Origin of the sequence: Microbacterium hanjuni, assembly GCF_043556395.1 — a bacterium.
Lineage (GTDB): Bacteria > Actinomycetota > Actinomycetes > Actinomycetales > Microbacteriaceae > Microbacterium.
Genome location: NZ_JBIGIK010000001.1, coordinates 149,544 through 174,690 on the forward strand (window position 1 = coordinate 149,544; position 25,147 = coordinate 174,690).

Below are 25,147 nucleotides of genomic sequence, written 5' to 3' on the forward strand. Positions count from 1 at the left end.
TGGATTCGAGCGCGATCGTGTTGATTCGCGCCCGTTGCGGGTGCGGTCAGGCGGCGAGGTGGGTGCGGAGGACGTCGCGGACGGTGGTCCAGGTGTGGGCGCCGTATCGGTCGTTGTCGACGTGGCGCAGCTGCGCCTGACCGCTGAACATGCTCACGAAGTACTGCATGCCCTGCCACGCCGGGAACGTCTCTTCCGGGTTCTTCGACAGCCGCTTACCGACCGAGCTCATCGCCGAGAGGGTGCCCGTCGTTCCCGCCCACAGCAGCTTGAACGGCGTTCCGGTGAGATCGGTCATGATCCTCGCGACGTCGCGGGCTGAGACCTGCGAGCCCGCGACCTCGATCACGCGCGGAGCGTCGTCGTCGAGGGCGGCGAGCGCGGTGACGCGGGCAGCGTCGTCCTTCGTCGTGAAGTCCAGAATCTGATCGGCCGAGGACCAGAACAGCACGCGGCGCCGTTCGAACAGGATCATGGGCGCTTGGTCCGTCAGGAGGTCGGTGAACATGCCGTTGAGGATCGACGTCGCCTGCACGGGCGCGGCGTCGACGTCGGCGGCGAACTCGCGCCGCAGTTCGAAGTTGCGGTTGGTGCCCGGCGCGATGGAGCGGTAATCGGCCGAGTAGTCCGACGGGATGAAGCGGGCCACCCCGGCCTCGACCGTGGCTTCCAAGAGTGCGCGCTGGGCGTCGACGATCACGGGACGCGTACCGCTGACGGCGGACACGACCACATCGACCCCCGAAGCGGCTGCGGTGAGAGCAGCGTGGTCGGAGTACGAAGCGGTGACGATGCGGATGCGATCGTCGTCGCCGAAGAGCGACGCAGCCGTGGCGCTCCCGGGGCGGGTGAGGACGCGGAGGTTCACATCGTGCTGCAGCAGCTCGCGAACGATGCGCTGGCCGAGGTCGCCGGTAGCTCCGGCGATGAGGATGGTGCGGGTCATGGGGTGTCTCCATCTGTCGGGGAAGAAGCGGTGGCGCGCCGGGAGCGATCCGGCGAGGCGAGGGGGAGTTGGATGTCTGCTCGAGCATCGGAGCTGGGGGGTCCGACCTCGCCGGCGCCGAGCGCGACCCGGGCCAGCAGCAGGCGCAGCTGGGTCTGCTCCCCGGTGGTGAGGTGTCGCATCAGCATGCCTTCGGCCTCGCGCAGGGCGGCGCGGGCGGAGTGGAGCAAAGCCCGGCCAGCCTCCGTCGGGAGGACGTGGCGAATTCGCCGGTCACGGGGGTCGGGGCGACGCTCCGCGAATCCCCCGGCCTCGAGGGCATCGATCACGTACGTCATCTGGGTCTTGTCGATGCCGAGGCGATGGGCGAGGGCCAGTTGTGAGGAAGGTTCCTCCGTCGTGATCGCCACGAGCACCTGGTACCCGCGCGGTCCGCCCGGAACCTCCGCCACGGCGCCCACCCCCGACCGGGTGTAGCCCTGGTAGATCGTCGGGAGCGCCCAGCCGAGCTCGGTCTCGATCCCTGCAGCGCCCCAGTCGATCTCCGGGAGGTCTCCCTCGCCGTCGGCCCGTGTTCCCATGGGAATATCGTATCCCGAAAAGATCATCCCGCCTAAAGACGATCGGTGGCGCCGCGCGAGTCCACCCTTCGGCGCATCACTCCATCCCGTGATGTCGCGCCGAAGGGTGGACTCGCGCGCAATCGTGTTGATTCGCGCTCGCCGTGGCGTTACTTGCTGTCGAGCTGGCCGATCGGGCCGGCGCCGTCGCGGAACGCGGCGCGAGCGGCGGGCCAGCTGGTGTCGTCGATGTGGAGAGCGCTCCGCAGGTAGGCGGTGGTCATCCGCTGGATGACGGCCACGCGCTCCGGGTCCTCATCGGTGGTCTCCGCCACCTCGTAGCCGACGATCCCGCCCAGTGAGTGCTCGGCGCCGGCGAGGGTCAGCAGATCGGTTGCGCCGGGACTGTAGGTGTAGGCGTCGGTGAACCAGTCGGGTCCTCGGCTCGACATCCTCGACTGATCGCGGTCTCCGGCGACGACGAGCGTGGGCGTGCTCAGTTCGTCGAACGAGGGGCGCATGAAGGGGAAGTTGGCTCGCGCGAACGGATGCAGGTCATCGCCGCCGAGACCGGTCGCTGCGAGCAGGATGCCTGCGCTGACGCGGGTGTCGGATACATCCTCGCCGGGGTGCCCGGCCTCGTCGAGAATGCGGGCGCCGAGAAGCGACTGAGCGGTCTGTCCACCCCACGAATGCCCCGCGACGGCGACTCGGGTGCGATCGATGCGGCCGGCGAGGCCGGGCACCGCTGCCTCGACGGTATCGAGCTGGTCGAGGATGCGTTTCAGGTCTGCGATCCGCTCCGTCCAAATGATGGGGAAGACCGGGTGATCGAACCCGAAGCCGTTGCGGCGCGAGTCGAGGTGTGTGGGCTGGATGACCACGAACCCGCGGGACGCCCAGAACGCCGTCAGGGGTGCGTAGCCGTCGAGGTTCCACCCGTTGCCGTGCGAGAAGACGACGACCGGGAGGTTGGCGCCGCTCGTCGGCGCCGATACGCGCACCTCGAGGGGAACGGGTCGGTCGGGCGCGGCCAATGCCACGGGGGCGACGGAGACGACGGGCACGCCGACGCCGATGATGCCGTCGAGCGTTTCGACGAGCGATGAGGTCATGGGAGGTTCCTTTCCAGAGCTGCGCTCTGCGATACTGGTATCGGAGCGGCGCTCCGCAATGTTACGGAACAAGGTTCCGAAATGCAAGTCCAGACGAGGAGGCGCACATGGCCGAGAGCGAGCAACCGCGCACGGTGCAGGCGAAACCGGTAGGTCGACCGCGCCAGAGTCGGCAGGCCCTGCTCGACGCGGCCGCTGCGGTGTTCGCGACGTCCGGTGTCGACGCCCCGGTCCGCGACATCGCCGCGAAAGCGGGTGTCGGGATGGGCACGATCTACCGTCACTTCCCGACGCGCCCCGAGCTCGTGGTCGCGGTGTACCAGCACCAGGTCGAGGCCTGCGCCGAAGCGGGGCCACGCCTGCTCGAGGAGAGCGCGACGCCCGAAGTCGCCCTGCGCGCGTGGGTGGCGATGTTCGTCGACTTCCTGGTCACCAAGCACGGGCTCGCCGGCGCCCTCCAGGGGGACAGCGCGGGGTCGGACGCCCTGCACGCCTCCTTCGTCGATCGCCTCGTGCCGGTGTGCGCCACGCTCCTCGATCATGCGCTCGCATCCGTCGACGCGCCCCCGCCCACCGACGCGTACAACGTGCTGAAAGGCATCGGAAACCTCTGCATCGGCGCCGCAGCCGACCCCCGGTACGACACCGACGTGCTCGTGCAGCTGTTCATCTCGGGCGTGCTCGCCGGTCGCTAAGGCGAAGCGCCAATCCACCCCTGACTGCATGAATCCACACGGCGATGTCGCGCCGGAGGGTGGATTCGAGCGCGGTCGTGTTGATTCGCGCTCGCCGTGCGCGGCATGCTGAGGGGATGAGCGTCGTGCACCTCGTCGGCGGCGGGCGCGACGATCAGCTGCTGGCGCCACTATTCGAGAGGTTTGTGGCGGATGCTGCGACCGCAGCATCCGCGGATCGTCCTCGCGTGCACGCGCTGCTCGTGCTCGAAGAAGGCGAGGACGCCGCCGACGACCGGTTCTGCTCGGCCCTGCACCGCGCGGGTGCCGACGTCGTGGTGCACGCGATCGTCGAGGGCGAGACCTTCACCCCCGCCGCGATCGACGGAGCCGCAGCGCTCGCCGTCGGTGGCGGGTTGACGCCGGCCTATGCGGCCGCGGTGGCGCCGATCGCGGCGCTGATCCGGGAGCGCGTCGAGGCGGGAGCGCCCTACCTGGGGTTCTCGGCGGGGGCCGCGATCGCCGCCGAGCACGCCCTCGTCGGCGGCTACCTCCTCGATGGTGTCGAGGTGTGCGACGCGGCGGCGGGGGAGGAACTCGGCGAGCTCACGATGATCGACGGACTGGGCCTCGTGCCCTTCACCGTCGACGTGCACGCCGCGCAGTGGGGCACGGTGTCGCGCCTGGTCGCCGCGGTGCAGGCCGGTCTCGCCCTCGACGGGTTCGCGATCGACGAGCACACCGCCGTCGTGCAGCGGCAGTGGGGTGAGCCGGAGATCGGCGGCGCGGGAGCAGCGTGGTACGTCGGTGGCGGGGGTTTCACCGTGGCCGATCTCACCGTCCGCCGGTTGCTGCCGCCGGCTTAGGTGAACAGCCCGGCGCCGACGAACGACCCGGGCTGGGCCCCCGGCGGCACCGCCCACAGGCCCGAGCCGACGTGGCGGATGTACTCGCCGAGGGCGTCGGTCGACAGGGCGCGCTGCAGCGTGATGTATTGCGCGGGGTCGCGTTGGAACGACAGGAAGAACAGCCCCGCGTCGAGGCGTCCGAGCTCGGTGTTGCCGTCGACGTAGTTGTACCCGCGGCGGAGGATCCGCGTGCCGTCGTTCATGTCGGGGTGCGCGAGGCGCACGTGGCTCGCCCGATCGATGCGCGGCTTGCCGGCAGCATCCGTCGCCGACAGGTCGGGCGCCGTGAACTCCTCGCCGCCCGACAGGGGCGCGCCCTGTCCTTTGTCGCGGCCGACGATGCGGTTCTGTTCGCTGAGACGCACGCGGTCCCACGTCTCGATGAGCATCGCGATCTTGCGGGCCACGAGATAGGAGCCGCCCGTCATCCAGGCGGGTTCGTCGCCGGCACCGACCCACACGTGCGCGTCGAGAGCGGCCGTGTCGTCGGCGAGGATGTTCGCGGTGCCGTCCTTGAAGCCGAAGAGGTTGCGCGGGGTCGCCTGGCCCGCCGTGGTACGGGAGGTGCGTCCGTAGCCGAGTTGCGACCAGCGGATGCGGGCGCGTCCGAACGCGATGCGGCTGAGGTTGCGGATCGCGTGCACGGCCACCTGCGGGTCGTCCGCGCACACCTGCAGGCACAGATCGCCGTCGGATGCTGCGGGGTCGAGGTCGTCGCCGAGGAACGCGGGCAGGCGCTCGAGCGCGGCGGGCCGCGCGGCGGCGAGGCCGAACCGCTCGTCGAACAGGGTGGGGCCGAAGCCGACGGTGACCGTGAGGCCGCTGGTCGGCAGCCCCAGAGCCTCGCCGGTGTCGTCGGGCGGAGCCTCGGGCGAGCCGCCGACGGCCCCGGTGGCGCTGACTTCGAGCCCCTGCGTCATGCGGGAGGCGGCGTAGCTCCAGTCCTGCAGGAGCGACACGAGGTCCTCGCGCGTGGTGCGCGCCATCATGTCGAACGCCGCGAAATGCAGGTGCTCCTGCACCGGGGTGGTGATGCCGGCCTGGTGGGCGCCCGAGAACGCGTACGCGCTGGTGGCCGCGTCGCCCGCGCTCGCGTGGGCGACGGCGGTAGCGGTCGCAGCTCCTCCGGCGGCGCCCGCGGCGAGGCCCACGGCGCCTGCGCCGATAGCCCACCCGAACAGGCCGCGCCGGGAGACCCCGGTCTCGGCCGGGGTCTCTTCGGGGGCGGACGGGTCGGTCACGTCAGTCCAGCACCGTGACGGTGAGCTGCGACAGCGGCTCGGCCAGGGCGTTGATCAGGTCGGTGAACTGCCGCTTGTCGGCCTCGGTGAGCGTGCTGTACGGGGCGAATCCGTCGGCGAGCGAACCGTGCACGGCGAGGGAGGCTTCGAGGTCGGCGTAGCCCGCATCGATCTCGTCGACGAGCTGTTGGCCCTCCTCGCCCTTCGAGGCGGCGAAATCGGAGACCAGCGAGAACGCCATCTTCGAGCCCTCGACGTTCGCGGCGAAGTCCGAGAGGTCGGTGCCCGACCACCAGTCCTCCTCGCCGCTGATCTTGCCGGTCGCCACTTCGTCGAGCAGCGCGATCGCCCCGTTCGAGATGCCGGCCACGCCCTGCTCGTCAAGGGCGGTCTGGAAGTCGTCGGAGTGCACGTAGTCGTACAGCTCCTGCGTGTCGGCGATGAGCTGGTCGCCGAAGGCGGCCCGCTCCTCCGGCGTCGACGGTGCCCAGTTCTGCCAGGCCGGTGTCACGCCGTCCGCGTTGAGGGCGTCGGAGGCGGGAACCCAGAGGTCCTTCTCGATCCGGTGGAAACCGGTCCAATCGAGGCCCTCGGCCACAGCATCCACTTCGCGGTAATCGATGCGCGGGTCGAGATCCCCCAAGGCCTCCGCGACGGGCTCGATGCGCTCGTAGTAAGCGCGCACCTGCGCGAACTGCGCTTGCGCTGCCGCGTCATCGCCGGACTCGTACGCCGAGACGAACGTGTCCACGGCGGGTACGAGCTGCCCGACCTGGTCCTTCACGAACGCCGCGTAGAGGTCGACCGCCTGCTGTTTCTGCTCGGCGTCGGGTCCGTCGATCGCGACCGCGTCGCCGGTGACCGAGAAGCTCGCCCGTCCGACGCCGTCGCCGATCATCCCCGGCTTGCACAGCGTGTAGTAGTCGCCGGGCTGTGCGACGACGGTCAGCGTGCGCGAGGCGCCGGGGGCGATGTTCTCGACCTCCCCGACGATGCGCAGACCGTCGTCGGCGAGCAGATAGAACTCCGTGACCTGATCGCCGCTGTTCGTCACATCGAACGCGAGCGTTCCACTGGTGGCCGACGTCGTCGACACGCTGCAGCCGTCGTCCGACGACGATACGGCGAGGGCGTCGGAGGCGGCGACGTCGGCTTTCGCGACGCAGCCCGACAGGACCAGTGCGGCGAGCCCGGTCAGCGCGGCTGCGCCGAGGAGGCGGGAGGTGGTCATAGTGCTCCTTGGTGGGAAGGGATGCTGGTCGCCGAACCCGCTGTCGTGGGGTCGGGCGAAGGGGTGCGCGGGCGCCCGAGGGCTCCGCGTACGAAGAAGAAGCCGACGACGGCCAGGTAGATCACCCAGGCGCCCACCTGCAACCACGACATCCGCGGCATGAAGCCGACGGTGGCCTGCAGGATCGCGGCGAGGGGTCCGCTGGGAGGGATGGCCGCCGAGACGTCGAACGCCCAGCCCCAGGGGAAGCCCGCGGCCCCGGTGGCGACGGCCCCGGTGACAGCGTCGAGCGGTGCTGCTGCGGTGAAGGGCCCGGGCAGGGCGCCCGCCTCCTGCAGGTCGTGGATCGCGTAGGCGAGCACGCCGGCGGCGACGATCACGAGGAAGGCGCCCGTCCACGTGAAGAACACGCGCAGGTTGAGTCGCAGCATCCCTCGGGCGACACCCCAGCCGAGAACGACGGCGACCGCGAGACCCAGCAGGGCGCCGAGGAGGGCCGCGGGGGCATCGCCGAACGACTGCACCATCGACCACAGCAGCAGTGTCGTCTCGATGCCCTCGCGCGCGACGGAGACGAAACCGATCGCCACGAGGGCCCAGACGCTCTGCGCGACGAGGGCGCGCTGCACGCCGGATTCGAGATCGTGCTTCAGAGTGCGCGCGGTGCGCTGCATCCAGAAGATCATCCAGGTGACCATCGCCACCGCGACGAGCGAGAGCAGCCCGCCGATGAGCTCTTGGGCTTCGAAGGTGAGCGTGTACGCGCCGAAGGTGAGGACCGCGCCGATGCCGAGCGCGAGGGCGGCGGCGAGCCCGACGCCGATCCAGAGCCGGGGGAGCGCGTCACGCCGGCCGGCACGGGTCAGGTAGGCGACCAGGATGCCGACGACGAGCGCCGCCTCGAGGCCTTCACGCAGGCCGATGAGGAAGGTCGCGAACACGGGCGGGAGTCCTTGCGTCGTGAGGGGCGGGGGCACCCCGGCAGGGGTTCGAGTAAGGACAGCCTTACCAAACCGAAACAGTACGCCCTCCTCGGCTGCTTCGTCCACTCGGCCGGCTGGGCGGCGGGGAAAGGGGTGCCCGAGACGGCACCGCGCAACCCTCGGCAACGTCGAAGAAAGGCCACGTACGCTGAGCCCACCGCCCCCTCGAGAAGGAGTCTTCATGTCGCGAACGATCGTCATCACCGGAGCAAGCGACGGAATCGGCGCAGCATCCGCTCGGCAGTTGCACGACGCCGGCGAAGAGGTGGTGGTCGTCGGACGCAACCCCGAGAAGACCGCTCGCATCGCCCGCCAGCTCGGTGTCGACTCGTTCACGGCGGACTACAGCGATCTCTCGCAGGTGCGCGATCTGGCGGCCACGTTGCTGGCGACCTACCCGCGCATCGACGTGCTCGCGAACAACGCGGGAGGGATCTTCGGTGACCGCGCCGTCACCAAGGACGGATACGAACTCACATTCCAGGTGAACCACCTCGGCGGCTTCCTTCTCACCAACCTGCTGCTGCCGCGCCTGATCGAGAGCGAGGCGTCGGTGATCCAGACGTCGAGCTTCGCCGCCCGCGGCTTCGCGCGGTTCGACATCGACGACCTGCAGGCCGAGAACCGGTACTCCCCGACGACCGCGTACGGCAACGGCAAGCTCGCGAACGTGCTGTTCACGAAGGAGCTAAACCGTCGCTTCGGCGACGCCGGCATCAGCACCGCAGCGTTCCACCCCGGCGCGATCGCGAGCAGCTTCGGCGGCTCCTCAACGGGCCCGTGGCGCTTCATGTACTCCAACCCGATCACCTCGCGCCTGCTGACCTCGGTCGAGGTCGGCGGCTCGCGCCTCACGTGGCTCGCGCTCGGCAAGCCGGGCGTCGACTGGGAGTCGGGGGAGTTCTACTCGAACAACCGTCCCGCCCGCACGAACCGCCTCGCCGACGACCCGCTGGTCGCGAAGCGGCTCTGGGACGAGAGCGTCGAGCTCGTCGGCCTCTGAGCGCGGAACGCCCCGGCATCGACAATCGCCGCAGGGTCTTTCGACAGGTGCCGAGAGGTGACTCCGGCCTGCCGTCCTAGGGTGCCGTGAGAGGAGACGCCCGACCCGGGGGTCCTTTCGGCAGGAGGACACCCAGGATGGCGCAATCATCGGCTCCGAGCAGCGCACCGCAGGCCCACCCCCGCGAGAAGGTCGTGCACACGGCGTTGGTGCTGCTGGCCTTCAGCGCGGGGGCGACGGATGCTTTCGCGTTCCTCGCGCTCGGGGGCATCTTCACCGGCATGATGACCGGCAACCTGGTGCTGTCGGGCATCTTCACCCGACCCGAGTACTGGCACACGGTCGTGGGCGCGGCCACAGCGGTGCTGTCCTTCGCCGGAGGGGCGTACTTCGGATTCCGCATGTTCGGCACCGGCGGCGCAGTGACGCCGACGCCGGCGTCCGTCGCGCGCCGCCTGCTGCTGCCCTCGATCGTCGCGCAGGCGCTCGGTGCTGTCGTGTGGGCGCTCACCCCGGCGCCGGCCGGACTGCTGCCCCAGTGCATCATCGTCGCTCTGCTGGCCATCGCCCTGTCGCTGCAGACGGTCGCAGCGAAGATGGTCTCGGACGTGACCGGAATCACCACGACCTACGTCACGGGAACGATCACGACGACCATGCAGCAACTCGCGGATCGAAAGGTCGGCGGCACCCTCATCCGCATCCTGACTCTGCTGACCCTTCCGCTCGGCGCGATCTGCGCGACCGCCCTGCTGACGAACCTGCCGTGGTCGGCGCCGCTCCTGCCGCTCGCCTGCTCCGCCATCGCCGCCCTCCTGCTGCATCGAGCGTTGGCGCGCTGAACCGCGGTGACACAAGAAAGAGGTCGGGCCGCCCGGGTGAGGGCGGCCCGACCTTTTCGGCTGGCTCAGCGCAGGGGCGTGATGCCCTGCGTCCCCTGGGGGAAGGTCTTGAGCACGTCGGCCGAGATGTTGAGGTGCGCGCTCACCAGCTCGGGCGGAACGTGGCTCAGCCAGTTCGCGAGGGACACCTCTTCGTAGCGGGCGCTCTTGAACGTCTCGAGGAAGACGAGCTGCTCGTCACCGGTGTTCTCGATGTAGTGACCGAAGTTGCGGCGCACGACCCCGACATCGCCCGGGTGGAAGTCGGTGGTGTTCGCGTGCGGACCCGTGTTGAACACCGTCATGCGGCCCGACCCCCTGAGCCAGTACTGCCACTCGTCGGCGTTCGGATGCCAGTGCAGCTCCCGCATCGACCCCGGCTCCAGGCTGACGAGCGCTGCCGCGATCGTCAGCGAGCCCGGGAAGTTCGAGGTGTCGGCGATCTGGATCTTGCCGCCGCTGTTCTGGTGCACGGGTGCCGACTGCGAGAGGCGGAAGATCACCGCTCCGGTGTCGGGCTGCACGCGGGCGGCCGTCCGGTCGGCCTCGAGGTCGCCGGGCACGTCGCCCGGGAAGATCCAGAGGTTGTGCAGCGGAATGTCCTTGAAGACCTCCTGCGTGACGCCGAAGTTCTTCGCGAGTACCTCGGGCGGGGTGTGGGCGAACCAGTCGGTGAGCAGCAGTGTGTTGCTCTCGGATTGGTTGCCGTCATCGAAAGCGAGCACGAACTCCGCGCCCTCGGGTCCGAGGCCTTGCAGCGAGTGGGGGAGGCCCGCGGGGAAGTACCACAGGTCGCCCGCGTGCACGTCGTCGACGGTGGCTCGACCGTCGCGGGTGATGGAGGTGACGCGGCAGCTGCCGCGCGTCATGATCGCCCACTCTGCGGTCTGGTGCCAGTGCAGCTCACGGATGCCACCCGGCTCGAGGTACATGTTGACCCCGGCGATCTCGTCCGAGATGGCGAAGTCCGGCTGGGTCAGCTCGCGCGCCCACCCGCCGCGCTGCACGCGTCGGGGCGAGATGTTGAACGACGACCAGAAGAACGCCTGCGTGCTGATGTCGGTGGCGGGCGCATCGATCTGGTTGGGGAACTGACGCTCGAGTTCGGGGTTCTGCGGCCCCGTCATGCGGGTGGCGGCCTGGTCGTCGGTGGCCGTGTTCACCTCGCCCTCGGGTGGCAGGTCGGGGTCGCCGAACGTCGGGATCTCGTGCTGAGGGACGTTGTCTTCCATCGTGGTTCCTACTTTCTGGAGATGCGGAGCGAGGTTGAGTCAGAGGGAGTAACCGAGGGCGGCCGCACCGATGGCGAGCGCTCCGACGCCGAGGGCGTTGAGCACAGCGCGCCCCCAGAGCTTGCCGCGCACCAGGTCGGCGGTGTCGACGCTGGCGGTGCTGAAGGTCGTGAAGCCGCCGAGCAATCCCGTGCCGATGACGGCGAGCCAGGCCGGGCCCGCGTTCACGAGCGCGTGGCTCATGACGAGGCCGAGCACGAACGAGCCGACCACGTTGATCACGGCCGTACCGAGCGGGAACTTCCACGGGGATGCCTTCTGGATCACACCGCCGACCACGAGGCGGAGCACGGCTCCGACCCCGCCGGCCACCGCGATCCCCAGCACCACCCAGGGGCTCATCCGGCGGTACCCGCGGTGGTCGAGCGTCGGCGATGCACCCGCTCGACGACCCAGCGTCCGAGCAGGGCCGCGGCCACGCCGACGACGATGCTGGCCGCCGCGTAGAGAGCTGCGTGGAAGTACGAGCTGCGGGATGCCGCGACCGCGACCGCGACGGTGAACGAACCGTAGGTGGTGAACCCGCCGAGCAACCCCGTGCCGACGAAGAGGCGCACCGCCCGCGCGATCGACGGAGTGGTGCTGCGGACGACGAGCACGGTGTAGACGACGGCGAGGGTGAAGGAGCCGACGATGTTGATCGCGAAGGTCGTGTAGGGCAGCTGCGGGGTGGGCGTAAGCAGGTCGAGGGATTCGCGCGTCACGGTGCCGAGCGCTCCGCCCAGGAAGACGGCGAGAATGGCCCACCACGATCGGTAGTCGGGAACATCTTTCGACGAAACGGTCGACATCGTCCCGACCGGCTGAGCCGGGGGAGTGGTCGCCGACGCGTCTGCCACGAGGATCCTCTCGATGTCCGTTCGAGCGAGAGTACGCGCGCGGCAACCGCGTCGGGAGGGACGTCTGTCGATGAACGATGCGACGTCCGTCGGAACTTCGCACTCGCGCCCGAGGCCGCCGTCAGCCTTGCCCGCGAGCACGCTCCTGGGGGCAGATCGGCGACGCAGCGCTCGTTGTCAGCGGTCGGCGCTCTGCGGGCACGGAGTCGAGCGCGTGGGCGGCCGCGGTGAGCACCTGATCGAGGGTCGGGACCCCGCTGGCCCGCAGGATCTCCTCGCCGTTCGCCGACCGCACGAGCACCGTGGGGGTCGCTGCGATATCGCGCTCCTCGGCGAGGTCGGGCTCGAACGCGACGTCGTGCTCGGTGACCGTCAGCGTCGGCAGCAGCTGTTGTGCCCGCGCGAGCACAGACCGCGTCTGGTGGCACGCGCCACAGAACGAGCTCGTGAACAGCTCGAAGTGGATCTCCGGCTCAGCAGCCATGCGGCACCTCCGTCGTCAGGGCCAACCGGGGCGAGCGTCCCGGTATTTCCTCGAGCGCCAGCATCCGCTCTCCCGGGCTCTCGGCGGTGACGATTTTCGAGGAGATACCGAGAATCGAGGATGCTTTCGGCCGAATCGTCCTCAAACGTCGGAATCTCCTCGATTCTCGTCGCTCGGCGCTGCTCAGCCCGGTCAGCCGGGGGAGGCGGAGACCACCACGCGGCGGTAGAGCACCTCGGGCCGCCCGCGTGCGCCGTAGCGGTGCGACACGGCGACGTACCCGTGGTCTGCGAGATAGGCGAGGTAGCGCCGCACGGTCGCGCGCGAAGCGCCCGAGGCCTCGGCGACGGCATGGGCGGTCACCGGCGTCGTCGGGTGCAGGGCCTCGAGGATCGTCTGCAGCGTGGTCTCGGCGATCCCCTTGGGCAGTGCCCCATCCTGCGCGCTCAGGGCCCCCGGCGTCGGGTCCACGAGCCGGTCTATCTCGCCCTGGGCGAGGCCGACCGGCGTCTCGGGAAGCCGCTCACCGCGCTCACGGCGGTACTGGGTCAGCCGCGCCACGAACGCCTCCTTCGTGAACGGCTTGACGAGGTAGCCCACAACGTTCGCGGCGAGCGCCTGGCGCACGGTGAATCCGTCGCGCGCCGAGCTGATCACCATCACGTCGACGCCCCATTCCCGCACGAGCCGCAGCCGGTGCAGCACCTCGATGCCGCTGAAATCCGGCAGGTTCATGTCGAGCAGCACGAGGTCGACGCTCGTGTCGGCGGCCAGGCGCGCGCCCTCGGCGCCGGTGCGTACGGCGGCGACGAGTTCGAAGCCGGCCGCATCGCGCAGGTACGCGGTGTGCAGGCGCAGCACGGCGGGGTCGTCGTCGACGAGAAGAGTGCGGATGCTGTCGGTCACGGCACGAGTCTTCCTGCGGCCAGCGGCATCTCGATCGTGAACCTCGCGCCGCCCCAGGGGGAGCGGCCCACCGTGATCGTGCCGCCCCGCCCGGTGACTTCGCGCCGCACCAGGTCAAGGCCGACGCCCCGCGCGTCGGGGCCGCCCTTCGACGACACGCCGCGTTCGAACAGGCGGTCGGCGAGCTCGGGCGCGATACCGGGGCCGTCGTCGCTCACGTCGATATGCACCTCGGTCGTGTCGGCGACGACGAGCACGCGAACGCGCTGGGTTGCCGCCTCGACGGCGTTCCGGCAGAGGTTGCCGATGACGAGGAGGTCGGCGTCGTCGAGCGCGCCCGCCTCGACGGTCGTGAGGGCGTCCACCTCGAGGGCGCCGCCGCGCTCGGCGAGTTCGGCCGCGGAGGCCTCGAGCAACGCGCGGAGGGCAGGGTCGCCCACGGCGGCCGCGGCATCCGAGGCGGTGGTCAGCGGCACCAGCCGGTCGACGTAGTCCAGCGCCGCGCCCGATTCGCCCTCGGCCACGAGGCCGCGGATCACATGCAGTCGGGTACGGAACTCGTGGGTCTGGTCGCGCAGCGCCTCGGCGACCTGCCGCTGGGTCTCCGCGTCGCGGGCGCGTTCTTCGAGGCGGCGGATGCTTCGACGCAGGGCCCCGGTCAGCAAGGCGCTGACGAAGCATCCGATCACCACCGAACCGAGCACCCACGGCAGGAGCCCGGCGACCGCGGCGTTGAGGTCGCCGGCGATGCTGCTCTCGAGGATGCCGACGGAGGCGGTGCCCACCACGCTGTCGCCGTCGGTGACGGGCACTTTCGCGCGGAGAGTGGGGCCCAGGGTTCCGGTCTCGGTGCCGACGAAGGTCTCCCCGGCCAGTACGTCCGAGGCGTCGGTCGACACCGGCAGCCCGCGCTGGGCGGGGGTCGGATGCGTGAGGCGGATGCCGTCGGCGTCGGTGATCACGACGTAGTCGACACCGGAGGCCTCTTCGATGATGTCGGCGAGAGGCTGCAGCTCGCGCATCGCGGCCTCGTGGTCGAGTTGCACGGCCGCGCGCACCTGCTCGAGCGCGGCGAGGCTCTGCGACACGTCGAGCACGCGTTCGGTGGTGGCGACGCGGATGCTGCGTTCCTGCACCGCGAGGGCGACCACCGTGGTGACCGCAACGCACGCGAGCACGACGACGCACTGCAGGACGAGCACCAGCAGCATGCGGGTTCTCGTCGTCGGCATCGGCGTGTACGAGGTCATCAGCGACTCCTCCGCGGCGTGAGCATCAAAGAGCGCAACTCCTGTCGGAGGCATCGCGATGATCGCGCGGTGTCAGTCTACTCAGCAGGTCTGCAGCAACGACGAAGCAGCCGTGGGAGGTCGAGATGCGCCGACGCATCACCGGAACCATCGTGGGAGTGCTCGCGGGCGCCTTGTTCGTGGGGGCAGCCGTTCATGCCAGCGCGACCGGCGGCGGCGCGGCGAGTCCGCGCACCAAGATCACCCTGGTCGCGCCTGCCGCACCCGGCGGCGGCTGGGACGCCTTCGCCCGCGAGGGCCAGCAGGTCATGCGCGCCGAAGGCATCGCCGGGGGAGTGCAGGTCGTCAACGTGCCGGGCGCGTCAGGCACCATCGGACTCGGGCAAGTGGCCGAGATGGGTGACCGTCACGACCTCATGATGGTGACCGGCGGCGTGATGGTCGGCGGCATCATCATCAACGACTCGCAAGTGACCCTCGACGACGTCGTACCGATCGCCCGCCTCGCCGACGACTTCAACGTGCTGGTCGTACCGGCCGACTCGCCCTTCCAGACCCTCGATGACTTCGCGACCGCGCTCGCGGCCGATCCCGGGGGCACCGCGATCGCGGGTGGATCCCTCGGCGGTATCGACCACCTGCTCGCGGGGCTGCTCGCCCAGGCGGTCGGGGCTGAGCCTTCCTCGGTCAACTACCTCGCCTACCCGGGCGGCGGCGAGGTCGTCACCTCCGTGCTCTCGCACACCGCGGCGGCGGGGCTCTCCGGGTACAACGAGTTCCGCGATCAGATCGAGTCGGGCAGCATGCGCGCGCTCGGCACCTCGGCTCCCGAGCCGGTCGAGGGCATCGAGCTGCCCACCTTCCGGGAGCAGGGGGTCGACGTGTCGATGTCCAACTGGCGCGGCTACATCGCCCCGCCCGGCATCGATGACGCGACGCGCGACGAACTCATCGCGATGGTCACCGAGCTGCGCGACACCGACGCCTGGGCCGAGGTGCTCGACCGCAACGGCTGGGTCGACAGCTTCATGACCGGAGATGAATTCGGCGCATTCATCACCGAGGAATCGCGCCGAACCGAGCTGATCGTGGAGGAGCTGGGACTATGACCATCAACGAACCGCCGCCCGTCACCACCGGGGCGCTGCGCGTGCAGAACATGCCGCGCTGGTACACCGGGCGCAGCGAGCTCATCGTGGTCGCCGGCGTCCTGGTGCTGGCCACCGTCATGCTCGTGGGCACGGTGACGATGCAGGTGCCCAGCGGCGCCGCCTTCCCCGGTCCGCAGTTCTTCCCCTCACTCGTCGTCGCCTTCCTCTACGCCGTCGGTTTCGCGCTCGCGATCGCGGTGTGGCGTTCGCCGCAGCGCCAGCACGTGGGCGATGACCCCACCGAGATCTCGGACGAGATGCTGCGCGACCTCGGCCGGCTCGACGAGACCAGCGAGATCCGTGTCGTCTCGCCCGAGGATTACGAGAGCCGGGGGTCGGATGCTGTCGAGGCGACAGCATCCGGATCCGACCGCAAGACGGTGCTCATCACGATCGCCGCCTTCGCCGGGTTCATCGTGATCCTGCCCTTCGTCGGCTGGCTGATCTCTGCCGCCGCACTGTTCTACGCGATCGCGTGGGCGTTCGGCAGCAAGCGGCCGCTGCTCGACATCGGGGTGGCCGTGATCATCTCCTCGGTCGTGCAGCTCGCGTTCGGCGCCGGCCTCGGCCTGTCGCTGCCGGCCGGATTCCTGGGAGGACTGTTCTGATGGATCAGCTCACACACCTGATGGAGGGGTTCGCGGTCGCGTTCACCCCGCAGAACCTGCTCTTCCTCGTCATCGGCGCGGTGCTCGGCACCGCGGTCGGTGTGCTCCCCGGACTCGGTTCGTCGATGGCCGTCGCGCTGCTGTTGCCGGTGACCTTCAGCCTCGACCCGACCGGCGCGTTCATCATGTTCGCGAGCATCTACTTCGGCGGGCTCTTCGGAGACTCCACCTCGGGCATCCTGTTGAACACGCCAGGTAATTCTTCGGCGATCGCCACGACCTTCGAGGGTCACCGCATGGCGAAGGACGGTCGAGCGGCCAAAGCGCTCGGCACCTCCGCCATCGGCGCGTTCATCGGCGGCACGATCGCCTGCGTGCTCGTCGTCTTCTTCGCCCCCGCGATCGTGCAGCTCGCGACGATCTTCGGTCCGGCCGAGTACTTCGCCCTCGCCGTGTTCGCGTTCGTCGCGATCTCGGCGGTCGTCGCCGACTCCATCGTGCGGGGCCTCGTGTCTCTCGGCCTCGGCTTCGCGCTCGCGCTGGTCGGCATCGACGGCATGACCGGCACCGAGCGTTTCACCGCCGGCAGCCCGGTGCTGTTCGACGGCATCTCGATCATCGTCATCACGGTCGGCTTGCTCGCGATCGGTGAAGTGCTGCACGTGGGTTCGTACATCCGCCGCTCCGGCGGTCCGGGCGCGATCGTGGCGCCCACGGGCTCACCGCTGCTCAGCGCGAAGGAATGGCGCCAGGCGCTGCCGGCGTTCCTGCGCGGCACCGCGTTCGGCGTGCCGTTCGGGGCGATCCCGGTCGGCGGCGCGGAGGTGCCCACCTTCCTCGCCTACGGCACCGAGAAGCGGCTCGCGAAGCGGCGTCACGACCCCGACTTCGGCACGCGCGGCGCCATCCAGGGCGTCGCAGGCCCGGAAGCCGCCAGCAACGCGACCGCGGGTTCCGCCATGGGCGCCCTGCTCGGACTCGGCATCCCCACCTCGGCGACCGCGGCGATGATGATCGCCGCGTTCCAGCAGTACGGGATGCAGCCGGGTCCGCTGCTGTTCGAGCGCAGCGGCGATCTCGTCTGGCCGCTGCTGGCGAGCCTCTTCCTCGGTCTCATCATCCTGCTCATCATCAACCTGCCGTTCGCGGCGGTGTGGGCGAAGCTCCTGCTGATCCCGCGCCACTACCTCTACGCCGGCATCTCGGTCGTCGCGATGCTCGGCATCTACGCGATCGCGTCGCGCACCGTCGATCTGTGGATGGCCCTCGGCATCGGCGTCGTCGGCCTGGTGATGCGACGGTTCGCCCTGCCGCTCGCGCCGGTGCTGATCGCCGCGATCCTCGGCCCGCTCGCCGAGACCCAGCTGCGCCGAGCGCTGGCCGTATCGGAGGGGGATCCCAGCATCCTGGTCTCCTCGCCCATCACGGTCGTGCTCTACCTCGCCCTGGCGGTCACGGTCGCCATCAGCGTGATGCAGCACGCCCGCCACACGGTGAAACGGCGCGCGGACAAGAAGGCCGACGTGCTCGTGCCCTGACGGGCGCTCAGCGGTGGGCCGGGTGGCCGGCTAGGCCGGGTAGGCGGGTCGGCCGACGAGGTGGGCGGCCGGGCCGACGTGGATCGAGGAGATATCGAAGTTCGAGGATGCTTTCGCCGGATTTCGTCCTCGATCCTCGGTATCTCCTCGAATTCCGACGCCCGGCCGGGTGCATCGACTCGGTACCGGCCGAAATGGGAGGATCGACCACTGTGACTGTTCGTCCCCTCTCTCTCCTCGCCCTCGCGGGAGCCATCACCCTCGGCCTCGCCGGGTGTGCGGGAGCACCGGGCGACAGCGACTCCGTGACGATCGACTTCGAGATCGACGGAGCTCAGCAGAGCGTGACGTTCACCCCGGGCAACCTCGTCTGTCACGACTTCGGAGTGCGGGGACTCAGCTACCCGGCTGAGCCCTTCAACAGCGTCGCGATCGTGCGGGGAAGTTCCGACGAGGTCTCGGCGTGGGTCTACGACGAGCAGCTGATCTACTTCGAGGGCGACGACGCCACGGTCACCGAGAACAGCACCGACGACGGCGCGACCGAGTACCTGGTGTCGGCAGCCTCGGGCCGGGTGGCAGTCACCTCCCTCGGTGAGGCGTCGGCAGACGCCGAGCCCGATGTCGCGGCGGCCATCGAGGACGCGGAGTGGGTCACGGGCGCGATCGATGTGCGTCTCCACTGCCCCGCCACGCCCTAGCCGCGGGACGAGGCCGGGCCGACGAAAATCGAGGAGATACCGAAGTTCGAGGATGCTTTCGCCGCAATTCGTCCTCAATCCTCGGCATCTCCTCGAATTCCGACGCGCCGCGCGGCGCCCCGACGAAGAACGAACCCGGCAGCGCAACGGCTGCCGGGTTCGTTCTTCGTTAGATCAGCGGAGGATCAGGCCCATTCCCACGTGGCGAAGACGGACTGCGCGATCTCGTCGCGGTCGGCCTCGCTCACCGTCTCGTTGAACGACAGCGTGACGACGTACGTCTGGCCGTCGTGGTTCGGGTAGTACTGGTCGATGCGGTAGGTGGCGCCCCCGGATTCGAGCAGCGCGGTGATCTGCGCGGTTTCGGCTCCGGCGATCTCGGTGCGCTCGCCGACCTCGACCTCGGTGGCGCCGCTGCCTTCGAGTTGCTGGGCAGCGGCGGTCTCGATGTCCTCCGGGCTGATGTCGCCCTCGGGATTGATCACGACGTTGATGTTGTCGGCGAAGCCGTCGGTGTCGTTCACGTCGGCGGCCGCGGTGTCGACGCCGGTCGGGATCTCGGTGCCTTCCGGGATGCCCCAGCCCTCGGGCACGTTGTAGCTGTAGCCATCGCCGTCGAGACGGTCGCCGGTGGCGGCGGGCACGGACGAGCTTGATCCGTCGTCAGTGGTGGATTCAGTCTGGGCGGGAGAGGAGCAGCCCGCGAGCACGAGTGCGAGGGCGACAGTGGCAAGGATCGGTGTACGGCGCATAGCTACACCATAGGTGCGGAAAGAGACGCGACGCGTCAAGGCCCCCGCCGGGTCCGTCAACCCTCGCCGGGCTGCTCCGATCGTCGCTAGCGTGGAGGTATGAGCGCACCTGTCGACCCCACGTCCACGTCCGCATGGGGCGAGCTGACCGCCGCCCGCGAGAACTTCACCCCCGACCTGCGTGGCTGGTTCGCCGAGGACGCTGATCGCGTCGACAAACTGACGCACACCGTCGGTGACCTGCACGTGGACCTGTCGAAGAACCTCGTGACCGACGAGATCGTCGCCTCGCTCGTGAAGCTCGCCCAGGAGAGCGGCGTCGCGGAGCGGTTCGCCGAGATGCTCGAGGGCGTTCACCTCAACACGAGCGAGAATCGTGCGGTGCTGCACACGGCGCTGCGTCGTCCGGGCGGCATCGTGCCCGAGCTGGTCGTGGACGGCCAGCACATCGACACCGACGTGCACGCGGTGCTCGACAACCTGTCGGAGTTCGCCGAGCGCGTGCGTTCGGGGGAGTGGCGCGGGGTCACCGGCAAGCAGGTCACCCACGTGGTGAACATCGGCATCGGCGGATCCGACCTCGGTCCGGTGATGGTCTACGAGGCGCTCAAGCCCTACGCCGACGCCGGCATCCACGCGATCTTTATCTCCAACATCGACCCCACCGACGTCGCTCAGAAGACGGCGGGACTCGACCCCGAGACCACCTTGTTCGTCGTCGCCTCCAAGACCTTCACGACGCTCGAGACGCTGACCAACGCGCGGCTCGCCCGTGACTGGCTCTGGGCGAACCTGAGCGCGTCGGGCGCGATCGACGATTCCGAAGCATCCAGGACGGATGCTGTCGCCCACCACTTCGTCGCGGTGTCGACCGCGCTCGACAAGGTCGCCGAGTTCGGCATCGACCCGGCGAACGCGTTCGGTTTCTGGGACTGGGTCGGCGGCCGCTACTCGGTCGACTCCGCGATCGGGCTGTCGCTGGCGATCGCCCTCGGCCCCGACACGTTCCGCGAGCTGCTCGCGGGTTTCCACACGGTCGACGTGCACATGGCCACCACGCCGCTCGAGCGCAACGTGCCGGTTCTGATGGGCCTGTTGAACGTCTGGTACACGAACTTCCTCGGCGCACAGTCGCACGCGGTGCTGCCCTACGCGCAGCAGCTGAACCGCTTCCCCGCCTACCTGCAGCAGCTGACGATGGAATCCAACGGAAAGTCCGTGCGGTGGGACGGCACCCCCGTGGTGACCGACACCGGCGAGATCTTCTGGGGTGAGCCGGGCACCAACGGGCAGCACGCTTTCTACCAGCTCATCCACCAGGGCACGCGCCTGATCCCGGCAGACTTCGTCGGCTTCGCCAACCCGGCCTACCCCCTCGAGGACGGCGGGCGCGACGTGCACGGGCTGTTCCTGGCGAACTTCCTCGCCCAGACGAAGGCGCTGGCCTTCGGCAAGACGGCGGCCGAGGTCGAGGCCGAGGGCACGACCGGCGCGCTCGTGGCGGCGCGCACCTTCCCGGGCAACCGGCCGACGACGTCGATCTTCGCTCCGGCGTTGACGCCCGCGGTGCTCGGTCAGCTCATCGCGCTTTACGAGCACATCACCTTCACGCAGGGCACGATCTGGGGCATCAACTCCTTCGACCAGTGGGGTGTCGAGCTCGGCAAGCAGCTGGCGCTGCAGATCGCTCCGGCGATCGAGGGTGATGAGGCCGCTCTCGAGGCTCAGGATGCTTCGACGAAGGCGCTGCTGGCGTACTACAACGCGCAGCGTCCCTGACCCGGCTCGGGCGTCGGCGGACGGGTCAGTCCGTGACGTTGGTGTAGGTCGCTCGCCAGAACAGGGCTTCGACGTCTTCGGCCGAAACCCGGAATTCACCGCCGCCGTCGGCGCTGTTTCCCGGCCCCCAGGGATTTCGCACCCATACGCTGCCGTCGTCTTCGATGCGCGTCACGGCATATGAGTGCGTGCTGACGATGTCGACCTCCCGCGTGGTGCCGTCGGCACCCTCCACGGTGATGGAGTGATCGCCCTCGCGGGGCGAGGACAGCACGACCTGCCCGCCGTCGGCGAGATTCTCCCGCAACGGGTCGAGCTGCTCGTTGCTGAGACCCGCGTGGGACTCGTTCTTCACCACCTGCACCTCTTCGCCGGTGATGATCTCCATCGCGTCGGCCGGCACTCCGCCATCGAGGAATCCGTAGCCGTACTCCTCCGCGATGGCGGCTTCGTAGAGCGCGGCGATCGAGGCTTTGTCGCCCGAGAGGATCAACCATTCCCAGTCGTCCTGCCGCGCTCCCTGGCCGTACACGTTGTCGACGAAGACGTCTTTCGCTTCCCCGTTGACATAGATCGTCACCACGTAACCGTTGCGCTCCGCGTCCCACGTGACGTGGTCGCGCAAGAACTCGTCACCCCCGTCGGTGCCGAGCAACGACACGATGCTGGACAGCATGAAGCAGTCCCCGATGGATCCCTGGGAGACATCGTCGGCGTCGAACGCGTCGTCGTCGAGGATCGATTCGGTGACCGGCTGGTCGGGTTCGCTCTCGTCGCCGGTGAACCACCCGAACGGATCCCACCACTCGTTGCCCTCGGTTTCGCTCGACACGGCTGCCTGCAGCTCCGCGGCAGCACGGGCCGCCGCGGCCTGGATCTCGCCGACGGCCGCGATCGCCTCGACGCGCGAGCCGATCGCGCTGACGTAGGCCCCGACGTCGAGCGGATCGGCCTCGACGCTGCGACGCGCGGTCTCGAAGGTCGCGGCAGCCGCTTCGTATCGGCCGCGCCCTGCGCGAAGCTCCACCGCGTATCGGGCGAGCGTCGCCTGCCCCAAACGATAGGCCTTCGCCAGCTCGTCGGCGGCGGTCTGCGTCTCGGTCTGAGCCGAGCGGAAGGCGTCGGCCGCCTCGCCTTCCCACTCGTCGAGATCGACGTCATGGATGCTGTCCGACACCCCCTCCAACGCCGTCGCCGCGGTACTCAGTCGCCCCGCCGCGGCCTCGACGGCGTTCGGATCTCCCGTCACACTCACCACAACCTCCCGCGCAGCGTCACGTCGGCCCCGCCCCCGTCGGCTTCGGCATCGGGGGCGCCCGACACCGCGACCACCTCCACGGCGCAGGCGGGGGAGATGCGCGTGCGGTCCCCGATGGCGAGCGTCGCAGCGCCGTCGCTCCAGGTGAGCCGCACGACCTCGCCGTCGGCGGCGGTGACCCCGACCCGCACCCCGCAGATGTTCGTTTCGGTGCCGGCGCGTGCGGTGGTCTCGAACCCGACGAAGCTCAAGTACGCGACGACCCCGAGCCCGACTACGACGATCGCGGCGACGACCACCCACAGGCGTCGGCGCGCGCGAGAGGTGGCCGGCGGCACCGCCGTCATGCTCCCGATCCCGCGGAGTCGGTGATCTCGAGCGATGCGGCGCTGCTCGTGCCGTCCGGCGAGATGGCGAGGGCGGCGAGGCGCAGCGATCCGCCGGTCGGCAGCTCGGCGGAGTCGCCTTCGGCGAGCCGCACGGAGGTGCGCCCGCCCGCGCCGCTGATGCCGATGCGCGCGGTCAGTCCACCGCCTTCCGCCTCGGGCCGCACGTCGAGGGAGACGAAGCCGAGGCTGTACCCCTTGCCGCGATGTTGTGTGCCCTGTTTCAAGATGAGGCGCTGCACGTCGCTCACGCGGCCGGCTCGCTCACGCGCAGCTCGTCGATGACACCCTGCTCGTAGGTTCCGACGTCGGAGCGGGCTCCCGAGACGCCCGCGCTCAGTTTGCGGGCACTCTCGGCGACTCCGCGGCGCAACCGTCCGGTGGATTGCTCGAACGCCGCCGCCGCGGTGGCGAGCACCTCGGCGCCGTACACACCGGCGCCGAGGTCGAGCGCTGTTTCGCCCTCGATCGCCCGCGCCGCAGCGTCTTGCAGGCGCGGCGCCGCAGCATCCATCTGATCGAACGACATCGCTATGCGCATGCACGGCCCCCTGGTCTCGGGGTCCAGTGTGGCACTGCTGAAGCCTGCCGCGCGAGACGAAATGCCGAGCCATCGGCCATTCCTATAAGCGCCGCGCTCACGGTTTTGCCAGCCTCTGCTGGGGTTTCGTCCAGAACGGCCGTGCACACTCTGGTCTCGCGTCCGACCCGAGGACGCACAGCGCCTCCCCCCGCGCTGATCTCACCCGAAGGAACGCACGTTCGTCATGCGATCAGAACAGAAGATCTCCCGCGCCCGAAAACGGCGCAACACCCGCACCCTCGTGGCCGTCGGCACCGCCGCGGGCCTCACCCTCGGCCTCTTCACCACCGCCGCGACGGCCTCCGCCGACCCGGTCGCCGCATCTGCCTCGACCTTCGCCGCCCTCGCGCCGTTCGCCACGCTCGCCTCCACGGGCCTCGCTGCTCCCGCCGTCGGATCGATCACGACCAGCACGGCCGACGCCGATGCCGCGCTGACCGACGCCCGCACCGTGCTGAACGACGCCTCGGCCCTGACCGTCGAGGTGTCGGAGTCGGGTCTCGACCTCGGCACCGACGGCGCCACGATCGACACCGCTGCGCTGCGCTCCGCGATCCTCGACCTCACCAAGGCCGATGTCGTTCCGGTGCTGCTGTTCCCCGATCTGGCCGACAACGCCTCCGAGCAGGCCGACGTGGTGCGCTCCGAGATCGGCGAGCAGCGTGCTGCCCTCGACGCAGCCGCGGCTGCGAAGGCGGCGGCGGATGCTGCGGCCCAGGCGCAGGCCGAAGCCGAGGCGGCTGCGGCCGCCCAGGCGCAGGCGGCTGCCGACGCTCTCGCCGCGGCGAACACGCCCGACGGCGCGCGCGCAACGGCACGGCAGATGGCCGCGGACCGTTACGGCTGGGGCGGGGACCAGTTCTCGTGCCTCGCGTCGCTGTGGCAGAAGGAATCGGGCTGGAACTACCGGGCGTACAACGCCTCGGGCGGTGCCACCGGCATTCCGCAGGCGCTTCCCGGCAGCAAGATGGCGAGCGCAGGATCCGACTGGCAGACCAACGCGGCGACCCAGATCTCGTGGGGGCTGGACTACATCTCGCGGGGGTACGGCACTCCCTGCAGCGCGTGGAGCCACTCGCAGGCCATGAACTGGTACTGACGAGCGGTCCCCGAAGGGGGCACTGGGGTTACCGGTATCGAGCCGTCCTCCCGGCTCACCCCCGTGGTGGAGTTGACTGATCGAACGGGCGGAGTCGGCCACCCGTCGATTTAAGGAAGCTGCAGATGTCTGAAGAGAACGTGTGCTTCGTCACGGGCGCCGGTCGAGGCCTCGGCATCGACATCGCCCGGGCGGCGCTGGCCGCCGGGCACTCGGTGGTCGCGACCGGTCGTGACCCTGAGCGCGTGAAGGCCGCCGTCGGAGAGCACGACAACCTGCTCGCCGTCGCTCTCGACGTGACCGACCCGGCAGCAGCCGAGGCCGCCGTGCAGATCGCGCTCGATCGGTTCGGCCGCATCGACGTGCTGGTCAACAACGCCGGCTCCTTCGTGGCGGGGTTCTTCGAGAACCTCAGCCCCGATCAGTTCCGCGCCCAGATGGAGACGAACTTCTTCGGTCCGCTCACCGTCACGCGTGCCGTGCTGCCGGTCATGCGCGGGCAGCGCTCCGGCCAGGTCATCACGATCACCTCGACGGCCGCGTTCGTCGGCGCGGAGTTCACCTCGGCCTACGCGGCGTCGAAGTTCGCGCTCGAGGGATGGATGGAATCGATCCGCGATGAGCTGAAGCCGTTCGGCATCAGCACCATGGCGGTCGAGCCCGGATTCTTCCGCACCGAGCTGCTCGTCGAGGGTGCGTCGACGACGTGGCCCGAACTCGACGTTGCCGACTATGCCGAGCGCACGGCCGCGACGATCGAGACGTGGCAGAAGATGAACGGCCAGCAGGGCGGCGACCCGCGCAAGCTCGCCGAGGCGATCGTCACCCTGTCGGATGCCGGGACCCTGCCGCTGCGTTTCATCGCGGGAGCGGATGCGATGCGGGCGGTCGAGCGGACGCTCGCCACCATCCAGGGTCAGATCGACGCGAACCGCGACCTGTCAGCATCCCTCTCGTACGACGACTGAGCGGCGTCGCC

Annotated in this window: 28 protein-coding genes; 11 read left to right on the forward strand and 17 right to left on the reverse strand. The window is 69.6% G+C overall.

The window, feature by feature from the left end; all coding sequences use genetic code 11:
* Positions 1–46: 46 nt before the first annotated feature.
* The 3 genes from ACFXP5_RS00805 to ACFXP5_RS00815 all read right to left on the reverse strand — a co-directional run bounded on the left by ACFXP5_RS00805 (position 47) and on the right by ACFXP5_RS00815 (position 2,621).
* A complete protein-coding gene (locus ACFXP5_RS00805) occupies positions 47–946 on the reverse strand; it encodes an NmrA family NAD(P)-binding protein (protein WP_394543111.1) in 900 nt (299 codons plus the stop codon).
* A complete protein-coding gene (locus ACFXP5_RS00810) occupies positions 943–1,527 on the reverse strand; it encodes a MarR family winged helix-turn-helix transcriptional regulator (protein WP_394543112.1) in 585 nt (194 codons plus the stop codon). The genes ACFXP5_RS00805 and ACFXP5_RS00810 overlap by 4 nt, the downstream gene beginning before the upstream one ends.
* A 149-nt stretch (positions 1,528–1,676) precedes the next feature.
* Positions 1,677–2,621 (reverse strand): alpha/beta hydrolase family protein, encoded by a 945-nt coding sequence (locus ACFXP5_RS00815; RefSeq protein ID WP_394543113.1) that lies wholly within the window; start codon positions 2,619–2,621, stop codon positions 1,677–1,679.
* A 107-nt stretch (positions 2,622–2,728) separates the two neighbouring features.
* Here ACFXP5_RS00815 and ACFXP5_RS00820 point away from each other — a divergent pair, with 107 nt between their 5' ends.
* Positions 2,729–3,316: a TetR/AcrR family transcriptional regulator gene (locus ACFXP5_RS00820; RefSeq protein ID WP_394543114.1), complete on the forward strand. Its 588-nt coding sequence runs from the start codon at positions 2,729–2,731 to the stop codon at positions 3,314–3,316.
* A gap of 116 nt (positions 3,317–3,432) precedes the next feature.
* Positions 3,433–4,161: a Type 1 glutamine amidotransferase-like domain-containing protein gene (locus tag ACFXP5_RS00825; protein ID WP_394543115.1), complete on the forward strand. Its 729-nt coding sequence runs from the start codon at positions 3,433–3,435 to the stop codon at positions 4,159–4,161.
* On the opposite strand, the gene efeB is transcribed toward ACFXP5_RS00825, so the two are convergent.
* From efeB to efeU, 3 genes are read right to left on the reverse strand one after another with little or no spacing between them, the layout of a single operon-like run.
* Positions 4,158–5,444, reverse strand: a complete 1,287-nt coding sequence (gene efeB, locus ACFXP5_RS00830; protein ID WP_394543116.1) for an iron uptake transporter deferrochelatase/peroxidase subunit — start codon at positions 5,442–5,444, stop codon at positions 4,158–4,160. The two genes, ACFXP5_RS00825 and efeB, sit on opposite strands and share 4 nt — an antisense overlap.
* A 1-nt stretch (position 5,445) precedes the next feature.
* A complete protein-coding gene (efeO, locus tag ACFXP5_RS00835) occupies positions 5,446–6,675 on the reverse strand; it encodes an iron uptake system protein EfeO (protein ID WP_394543118.1) in 1,230 nt (409 codons plus the stop codon).
* On the reverse strand, positions 6,672–7,616 hold the full coding sequence (gene efeU / locus ACFXP5_RS00840) for an iron uptake transporter permease EfeU (RefSeq protein ID WP_394543119.1): 945 nt from the start codon (positions 7,614–7,616) through the stop codon (positions 6,672–6,674). Before efeU ends, efeO begins: the two co-directional genes overlap by 4 nt.
* Positions 7,617–7,839: 223 nt before the next feature.
* Here efeU and ACFXP5_RS00845 point away from each other — a divergent pair, with 223 nt between their 5' ends.
* Both ACFXP5_RS00845 and ACFXP5_RS00850 read left to right on the forward strand, forming a co-directional pair.
* Positions 7,840–8,661 (forward strand): SDR family NAD(P)-dependent oxidoreductase, encoded by an 822-nt coding sequence (locus ACFXP5_RS00845; protein WP_394526179.1) that lies wholly within the window; start codon positions 7,840–7,842, stop codon positions 8,659–8,661.
* A gap of 137 nt (positions 8,662–8,798) precedes the next feature.
* Positions 8,799–9,503 (forward strand): YoaK family protein, encoded by a 705-nt coding sequence (locus ACFXP5_RS00850; RefSeq protein WP_394543120.1) that lies wholly within the window; start codon positions 8,799–8,801, stop codon positions 9,501–9,503.
* Between the two features lie 65 nt (positions 9,504–9,568).
* Here ACFXP5_RS00850 and ACFXP5_RS00855 read toward each other — a convergent pair whose 3' ends face one another.
* The 6 genes from ACFXP5_RS00855 to ACFXP5_RS00880 form a co-directional block, all read right to left on the reverse strand.
* A complete protein-coding gene (locus ACFXP5_RS00855; protein ID WP_394526183.1) occupies positions 9,569–10,774 on the reverse strand; it encodes a cupin domain-containing protein in 1,206 nt (401 codons plus the stop codon).
* 39 nt (positions 10,775–10,813) lie between these two features.
* Complete coding sequence (locus ACFXP5_RS00860) at positions 10,814–11,176, reverse strand: fluoride efflux transporter FluC (protein WP_394543121.1); 363 nt, start codon at positions 11,174–11,176, stop codon at positions 10,814–10,816.
* Entirely contained in the window at positions 11,173–11,673 is a 501-nt protein-coding gene (locus tag ACFXP5_RS00865) for a fluoride efflux transporter FluC (RefSeq protein ID WP_394543122.1), read from the reverse strand. The genes ACFXP5_RS00860 and ACFXP5_RS00865 overlap by 4 nt, the downstream gene beginning before the upstream one ends.
* A gap of 121 nt (positions 11,674–11,794) precedes the next feature.
* Complete coding sequence (locus tag ACFXP5_RS00870) at positions 11,795–12,157, reverse strand: thioredoxin family protein (RefSeq protein ID WP_394543123.1); 363 nt, start codon at positions 12,155–12,157, stop codon at positions 11,795–11,797.
* 192 nt (positions 12,158–12,349) lie between these two features.
* Positions 12,350–13,063, reverse strand: coding sequence for a response regulator (locus tag ACFXP5_RS00875; RefSeq protein WP_394526190.1), 714 nt, complete (start codon positions 13,061–13,063; stop codon positions 12,350–12,352).
* The gene (locus ACFXP5_RS00880) at positions 13,060–14,313 is read right to left on the reverse strand and encodes a sensor histidine kinase (RefSeq protein ID WP_394526192.1); all 1,254 of its coding nucleotides are present in this window, start codon (positions 14,311–14,313) and stop codon (positions 13,060–13,062) included. The genes ACFXP5_RS00875 and ACFXP5_RS00880 overlap by 4 nt, the downstream gene beginning before the upstream one ends.
* Positions 14,314–14,438: 125 nt before the next feature.
* Between ACFXP5_RS00880 and ACFXP5_RS00885 the strand changes: the two genes are divergently transcribed.
* The 4 genes from ACFXP5_RS00885 to ACFXP5_RS00900 all read left to right on the forward strand — a co-directional run bounded on the left by ACFXP5_RS00885 (position 14,439) and on the right by ACFXP5_RS00900 (position 18,311).
* Positions 14,439–15,422, forward strand: a complete 984-nt coding sequence (locus ACFXP5_RS00885) for a Bug family tripartite tricarboxylate transporter substrate binding protein (RefSeq protein WP_394526194.1) — start codon at positions 14,439–14,441, stop codon at positions 15,420–15,422.
* On the forward strand, positions 15,419–16,072 hold the full coding sequence (locus ACFXP5_RS00890; RefSeq protein ID WP_394543125.1) for a tripartite tricarboxylate transporter TctB family protein: 654 nt from the start codon (positions 15,419–15,421) through the stop codon (positions 16,070–16,072). Before ACFXP5_RS00885 ends, ACFXP5_RS00890 begins: the two co-directional genes overlap by 4 nt.
* Positions 16,072–17,610 (forward strand): tripartite tricarboxylate transporter permease, encoded by a 1,539-nt coding sequence (locus ACFXP5_RS00895; RefSeq protein ID WP_394543126.1) that lies wholly within the window; start codon positions 16,072–16,074, stop codon positions 17,608–17,610. Before ACFXP5_RS00890 ends, ACFXP5_RS00895 begins: the two co-directional genes overlap by 1 nt.
* Positions 17,611–17,822: 212 nt before the next feature.
* Entirely contained in the window at positions 17,823–18,311 is a 489-nt protein-coding gene (locus tag ACFXP5_RS00900) for a hypothetical protein (RefSeq protein ID WP_394543127.1), read from the forward strand.
* Positions 18,312–18,496: 185 nt separating this feature from the next.
* Here the strand turns inward: ACFXP5_RS00900 and ACFXP5_RS00905 are convergent, their stop codons facing one another.
* Positions 18,497–19,063: a hypothetical protein gene (locus ACFXP5_RS00905; RefSeq protein WP_394543128.1), complete on the reverse strand. Its 567-nt coding sequence runs from the start codon at positions 19,061–19,063 to the stop codon at positions 18,497–18,499.
* 99 nt (positions 19,064–19,162) lie between these two features.
* On the opposite strand from ACFXP5_RS00905, the gene pgi reads away from it, so the two are divergent.
* A complete protein-coding gene (gene pgi, locus ACFXP5_RS00910; RefSeq protein WP_394543130.1) occupies positions 19,163–20,842 on the forward strand; it encodes a glucose-6-phosphate isomerase in 1,680 nt (559 codons plus the stop codon).
* Between the two features lie 25 nt (positions 20,843–20,867).
* Here the strand turns inward: pgi and ACFXP5_RS00915 are convergent, their stop codons facing one another.
* Genes ACFXP5_RS00915 through ACFXP5_RS00930 form a run of 4 tightly spaced genes read right to left on the reverse strand, consistent with a single transcriptional unit; the run spans position 20,868 to position 23,027 of the window.
* Positions 20,868–22,097, reverse strand: coding sequence for a C2 family cysteine protease (locus ACFXP5_RS00915; protein ID WP_394543131.1), 1,230 nt, complete (start codon positions 22,095–22,097; stop codon positions 20,868–20,870).
* Positions 22,094–22,447: a hypothetical protein gene (locus tag ACFXP5_RS00920; protein WP_394543133.1), complete on the reverse strand. Its 354-nt coding sequence runs from the start codon at positions 22,445–22,447 to the stop codon at positions 22,094–22,096. Before ACFXP5_RS00920 ends, ACFXP5_RS00915 begins: the two co-directional genes overlap by 4 nt.
* Positions 22,444–22,737, reverse strand: a complete 294-nt coding sequence (locus tag ACFXP5_RS00925; RefSeq protein ID WP_394543136.1) for a hypothetical protein — start codon at positions 22,735–22,737, stop codon at positions 22,444–22,446. The genes ACFXP5_RS00920 and ACFXP5_RS00925 overlap by 4 nt, the downstream gene beginning before the upstream one ends.
* Entirely contained in the window at positions 22,734–23,027 is a 294-nt protein-coding gene (locus ACFXP5_RS00930) for a hypothetical protein (protein WP_394543138.1), read from the reverse strand. Before ACFXP5_RS00930 ends, ACFXP5_RS00925 begins: the two co-directional genes overlap by 4 nt.
* Positions 23,028–23,253: 226 nt before the next feature.
* On the opposite strand from ACFXP5_RS00930, the gene ACFXP5_RS00935 reads away from it, so the two are divergent.
* Positions 23,254–24,168, forward strand: coding sequence for an aggregation-promoting factor C-terminal-like domain-containing protein (locus tag ACFXP5_RS00935; RefSeq protein WP_394543140.1), 915 nt, complete (start codon positions 23,254–23,256; stop codon positions 24,166–24,168).
* Positions 24,169–24,293: 125 nt separating this feature from the next.
* The gene (locus ACFXP5_RS00940; RefSeq protein ID WP_394543141.1) at positions 24,294–25,136 is read left to right on the forward strand and encodes an SDR family oxidoreductase; all 843 of its coding nucleotides are present in this window, start codon (positions 24,294–24,296) and stop codon (positions 25,134–25,136) included.
* Positions 25,137–25,147: the final 11 nt, after the last annotated feature.

Coding starts and splice junctions, on each gene's coding strand:
- ACFXP5_RS00805 (WP_394543111.1), bottom strand. CDS start 946: ATGACCCGCACCATCCTCATCGCCGGAGCTACCGGCGACCTCGGCCAG.
- ACFXP5_RS00810 (WP_394543112.1), bottom strand. CDS start 1,527: ATGGGAACACGGGCCGACGGCGAGGGAGACCTCCCGGAGATCGACTGG.
- ACFXP5_RS00815 (WP_394543113.1), bottom strand. CDS start 2,621: ATGACCTCATCGCTCGTCGAAACGCTCGACGGCATCATCGGCGTCGGC.
- ACFXP5_RS00820 (WP_394543114.1), top strand. CDS start 2,729: ATGGCCGAGAGCGAGCAACCGCGCACGGTGCAGGCGAAACCGGTAGGT.
- ACFXP5_RS00825 (WP_394543115.1), top strand. CDS start 3,433: ATGAGCGTCGTGCACCTCGTCGGCGGCGGGCGCGACGATCAGCTGCTG.
- efeO (WP_394543118.1), bottom strand. CDS start 6,675: ATGACCACCTCCCGCCTCCTCGGCGCAGCCGCGCTGACCGGGCTCGCC.
- ACFXP5_RS00845 (WP_394526179.1), top strand. CDS start 7,840: ATGTCGCGAACGATCGTCATCACCGGAGCAAGCGACGGAATCGGCGCA.
- ACFXP5_RS00850 (WP_394543120.1), top strand. CDS start 8,799: ATGGCGCAATCATCGGCTCCGAGCAGCGCACCGCAGGCCCACCCCCGC.
- ACFXP5_RS00855 (WP_394526183.1), bottom strand. CDS start 10,774: ATGGAAGACAACGTCCCTCAGCACGAGATCCCGACGTTCGGCGACCCC.
- ACFXP5_RS00860 (WP_394543121.1), bottom strand. CDS start 11,176: ATGAGCCCCTGGGTGGTGCTGGGGATCGCGGTGGCCGGCGGGGTCGGA.
- ACFXP5_RS00870 (WP_394543123.1), bottom strand. CDS start 12,157: ATGGCTGCTGAGCCGGAGATCCACTTCGAGCTGTTCACGAGCTCGTTC.
- ACFXP5_RS00880 (WP_394526192.1), bottom strand. CDS start 14,313: ATGACCTCGTACACGCCGATGCCGACGACGAGAACCCGCATGCTGCTG.
- ACFXP5_RS00885 (WP_394526194.1), top strand. CDS start 14,439: ATGCGCCGACGCATCACCGGAACCATCGTGGGAGTGCTCGCGGGCGCC.
- ACFXP5_RS00890 (WP_394543125.1), top strand. CDS start 15,419: ATGACCATCAACGAACCGCCGCCCGTCACCACCGGGGCGCTGCGCGTG.
- ACFXP5_RS00895 (WP_394543126.1), top strand. CDS start 16,072: ATGGATCAGCTCACACACCTGATGGAGGGGTTCGCGGTCGCGTTCACC.
- ACFXP5_RS00905 (WP_394543128.1), bottom strand. CDS start 19,063: ATGCGCCGTACACCGATCCTTGCCACTGTCGCCCTCGCACTCGTGCTC.
- pgi (WP_394543130.1), top strand. CDS start 19,163: ATGAGCGCACCTGTCGACCCCACGTCCACGTCCGCATGGGGCGAGCTG.
- ACFXP5_RS00920 (WP_394543133.1), bottom strand. CDS start 22,447: ATGACGGCGGTGCCGCCGGCCACCTCTCGCGCGCGCCGACGCCTGTGG.
- ACFXP5_RS00930 (WP_394543138.1), bottom strand. CDS start 23,027: ATGCGCATAGCGATGTCGTTCGATCAGATGGATGCTGCGGCGCCGCGC.
- ACFXP5_RS00935 (WP_394543140.1), top strand. CDS start 23,254: ATGCGATCAGAACAGAAGATCTCCCGCGCCCGAAAACGGCGCAACACC.
- ACFXP5_RS00940 (WP_394543141.1), top strand. CDS start 24,294: ATGTCTGAAGAGAACGTGTGCTTCGTCACGGGCGCCGGTCGAGGCCTC.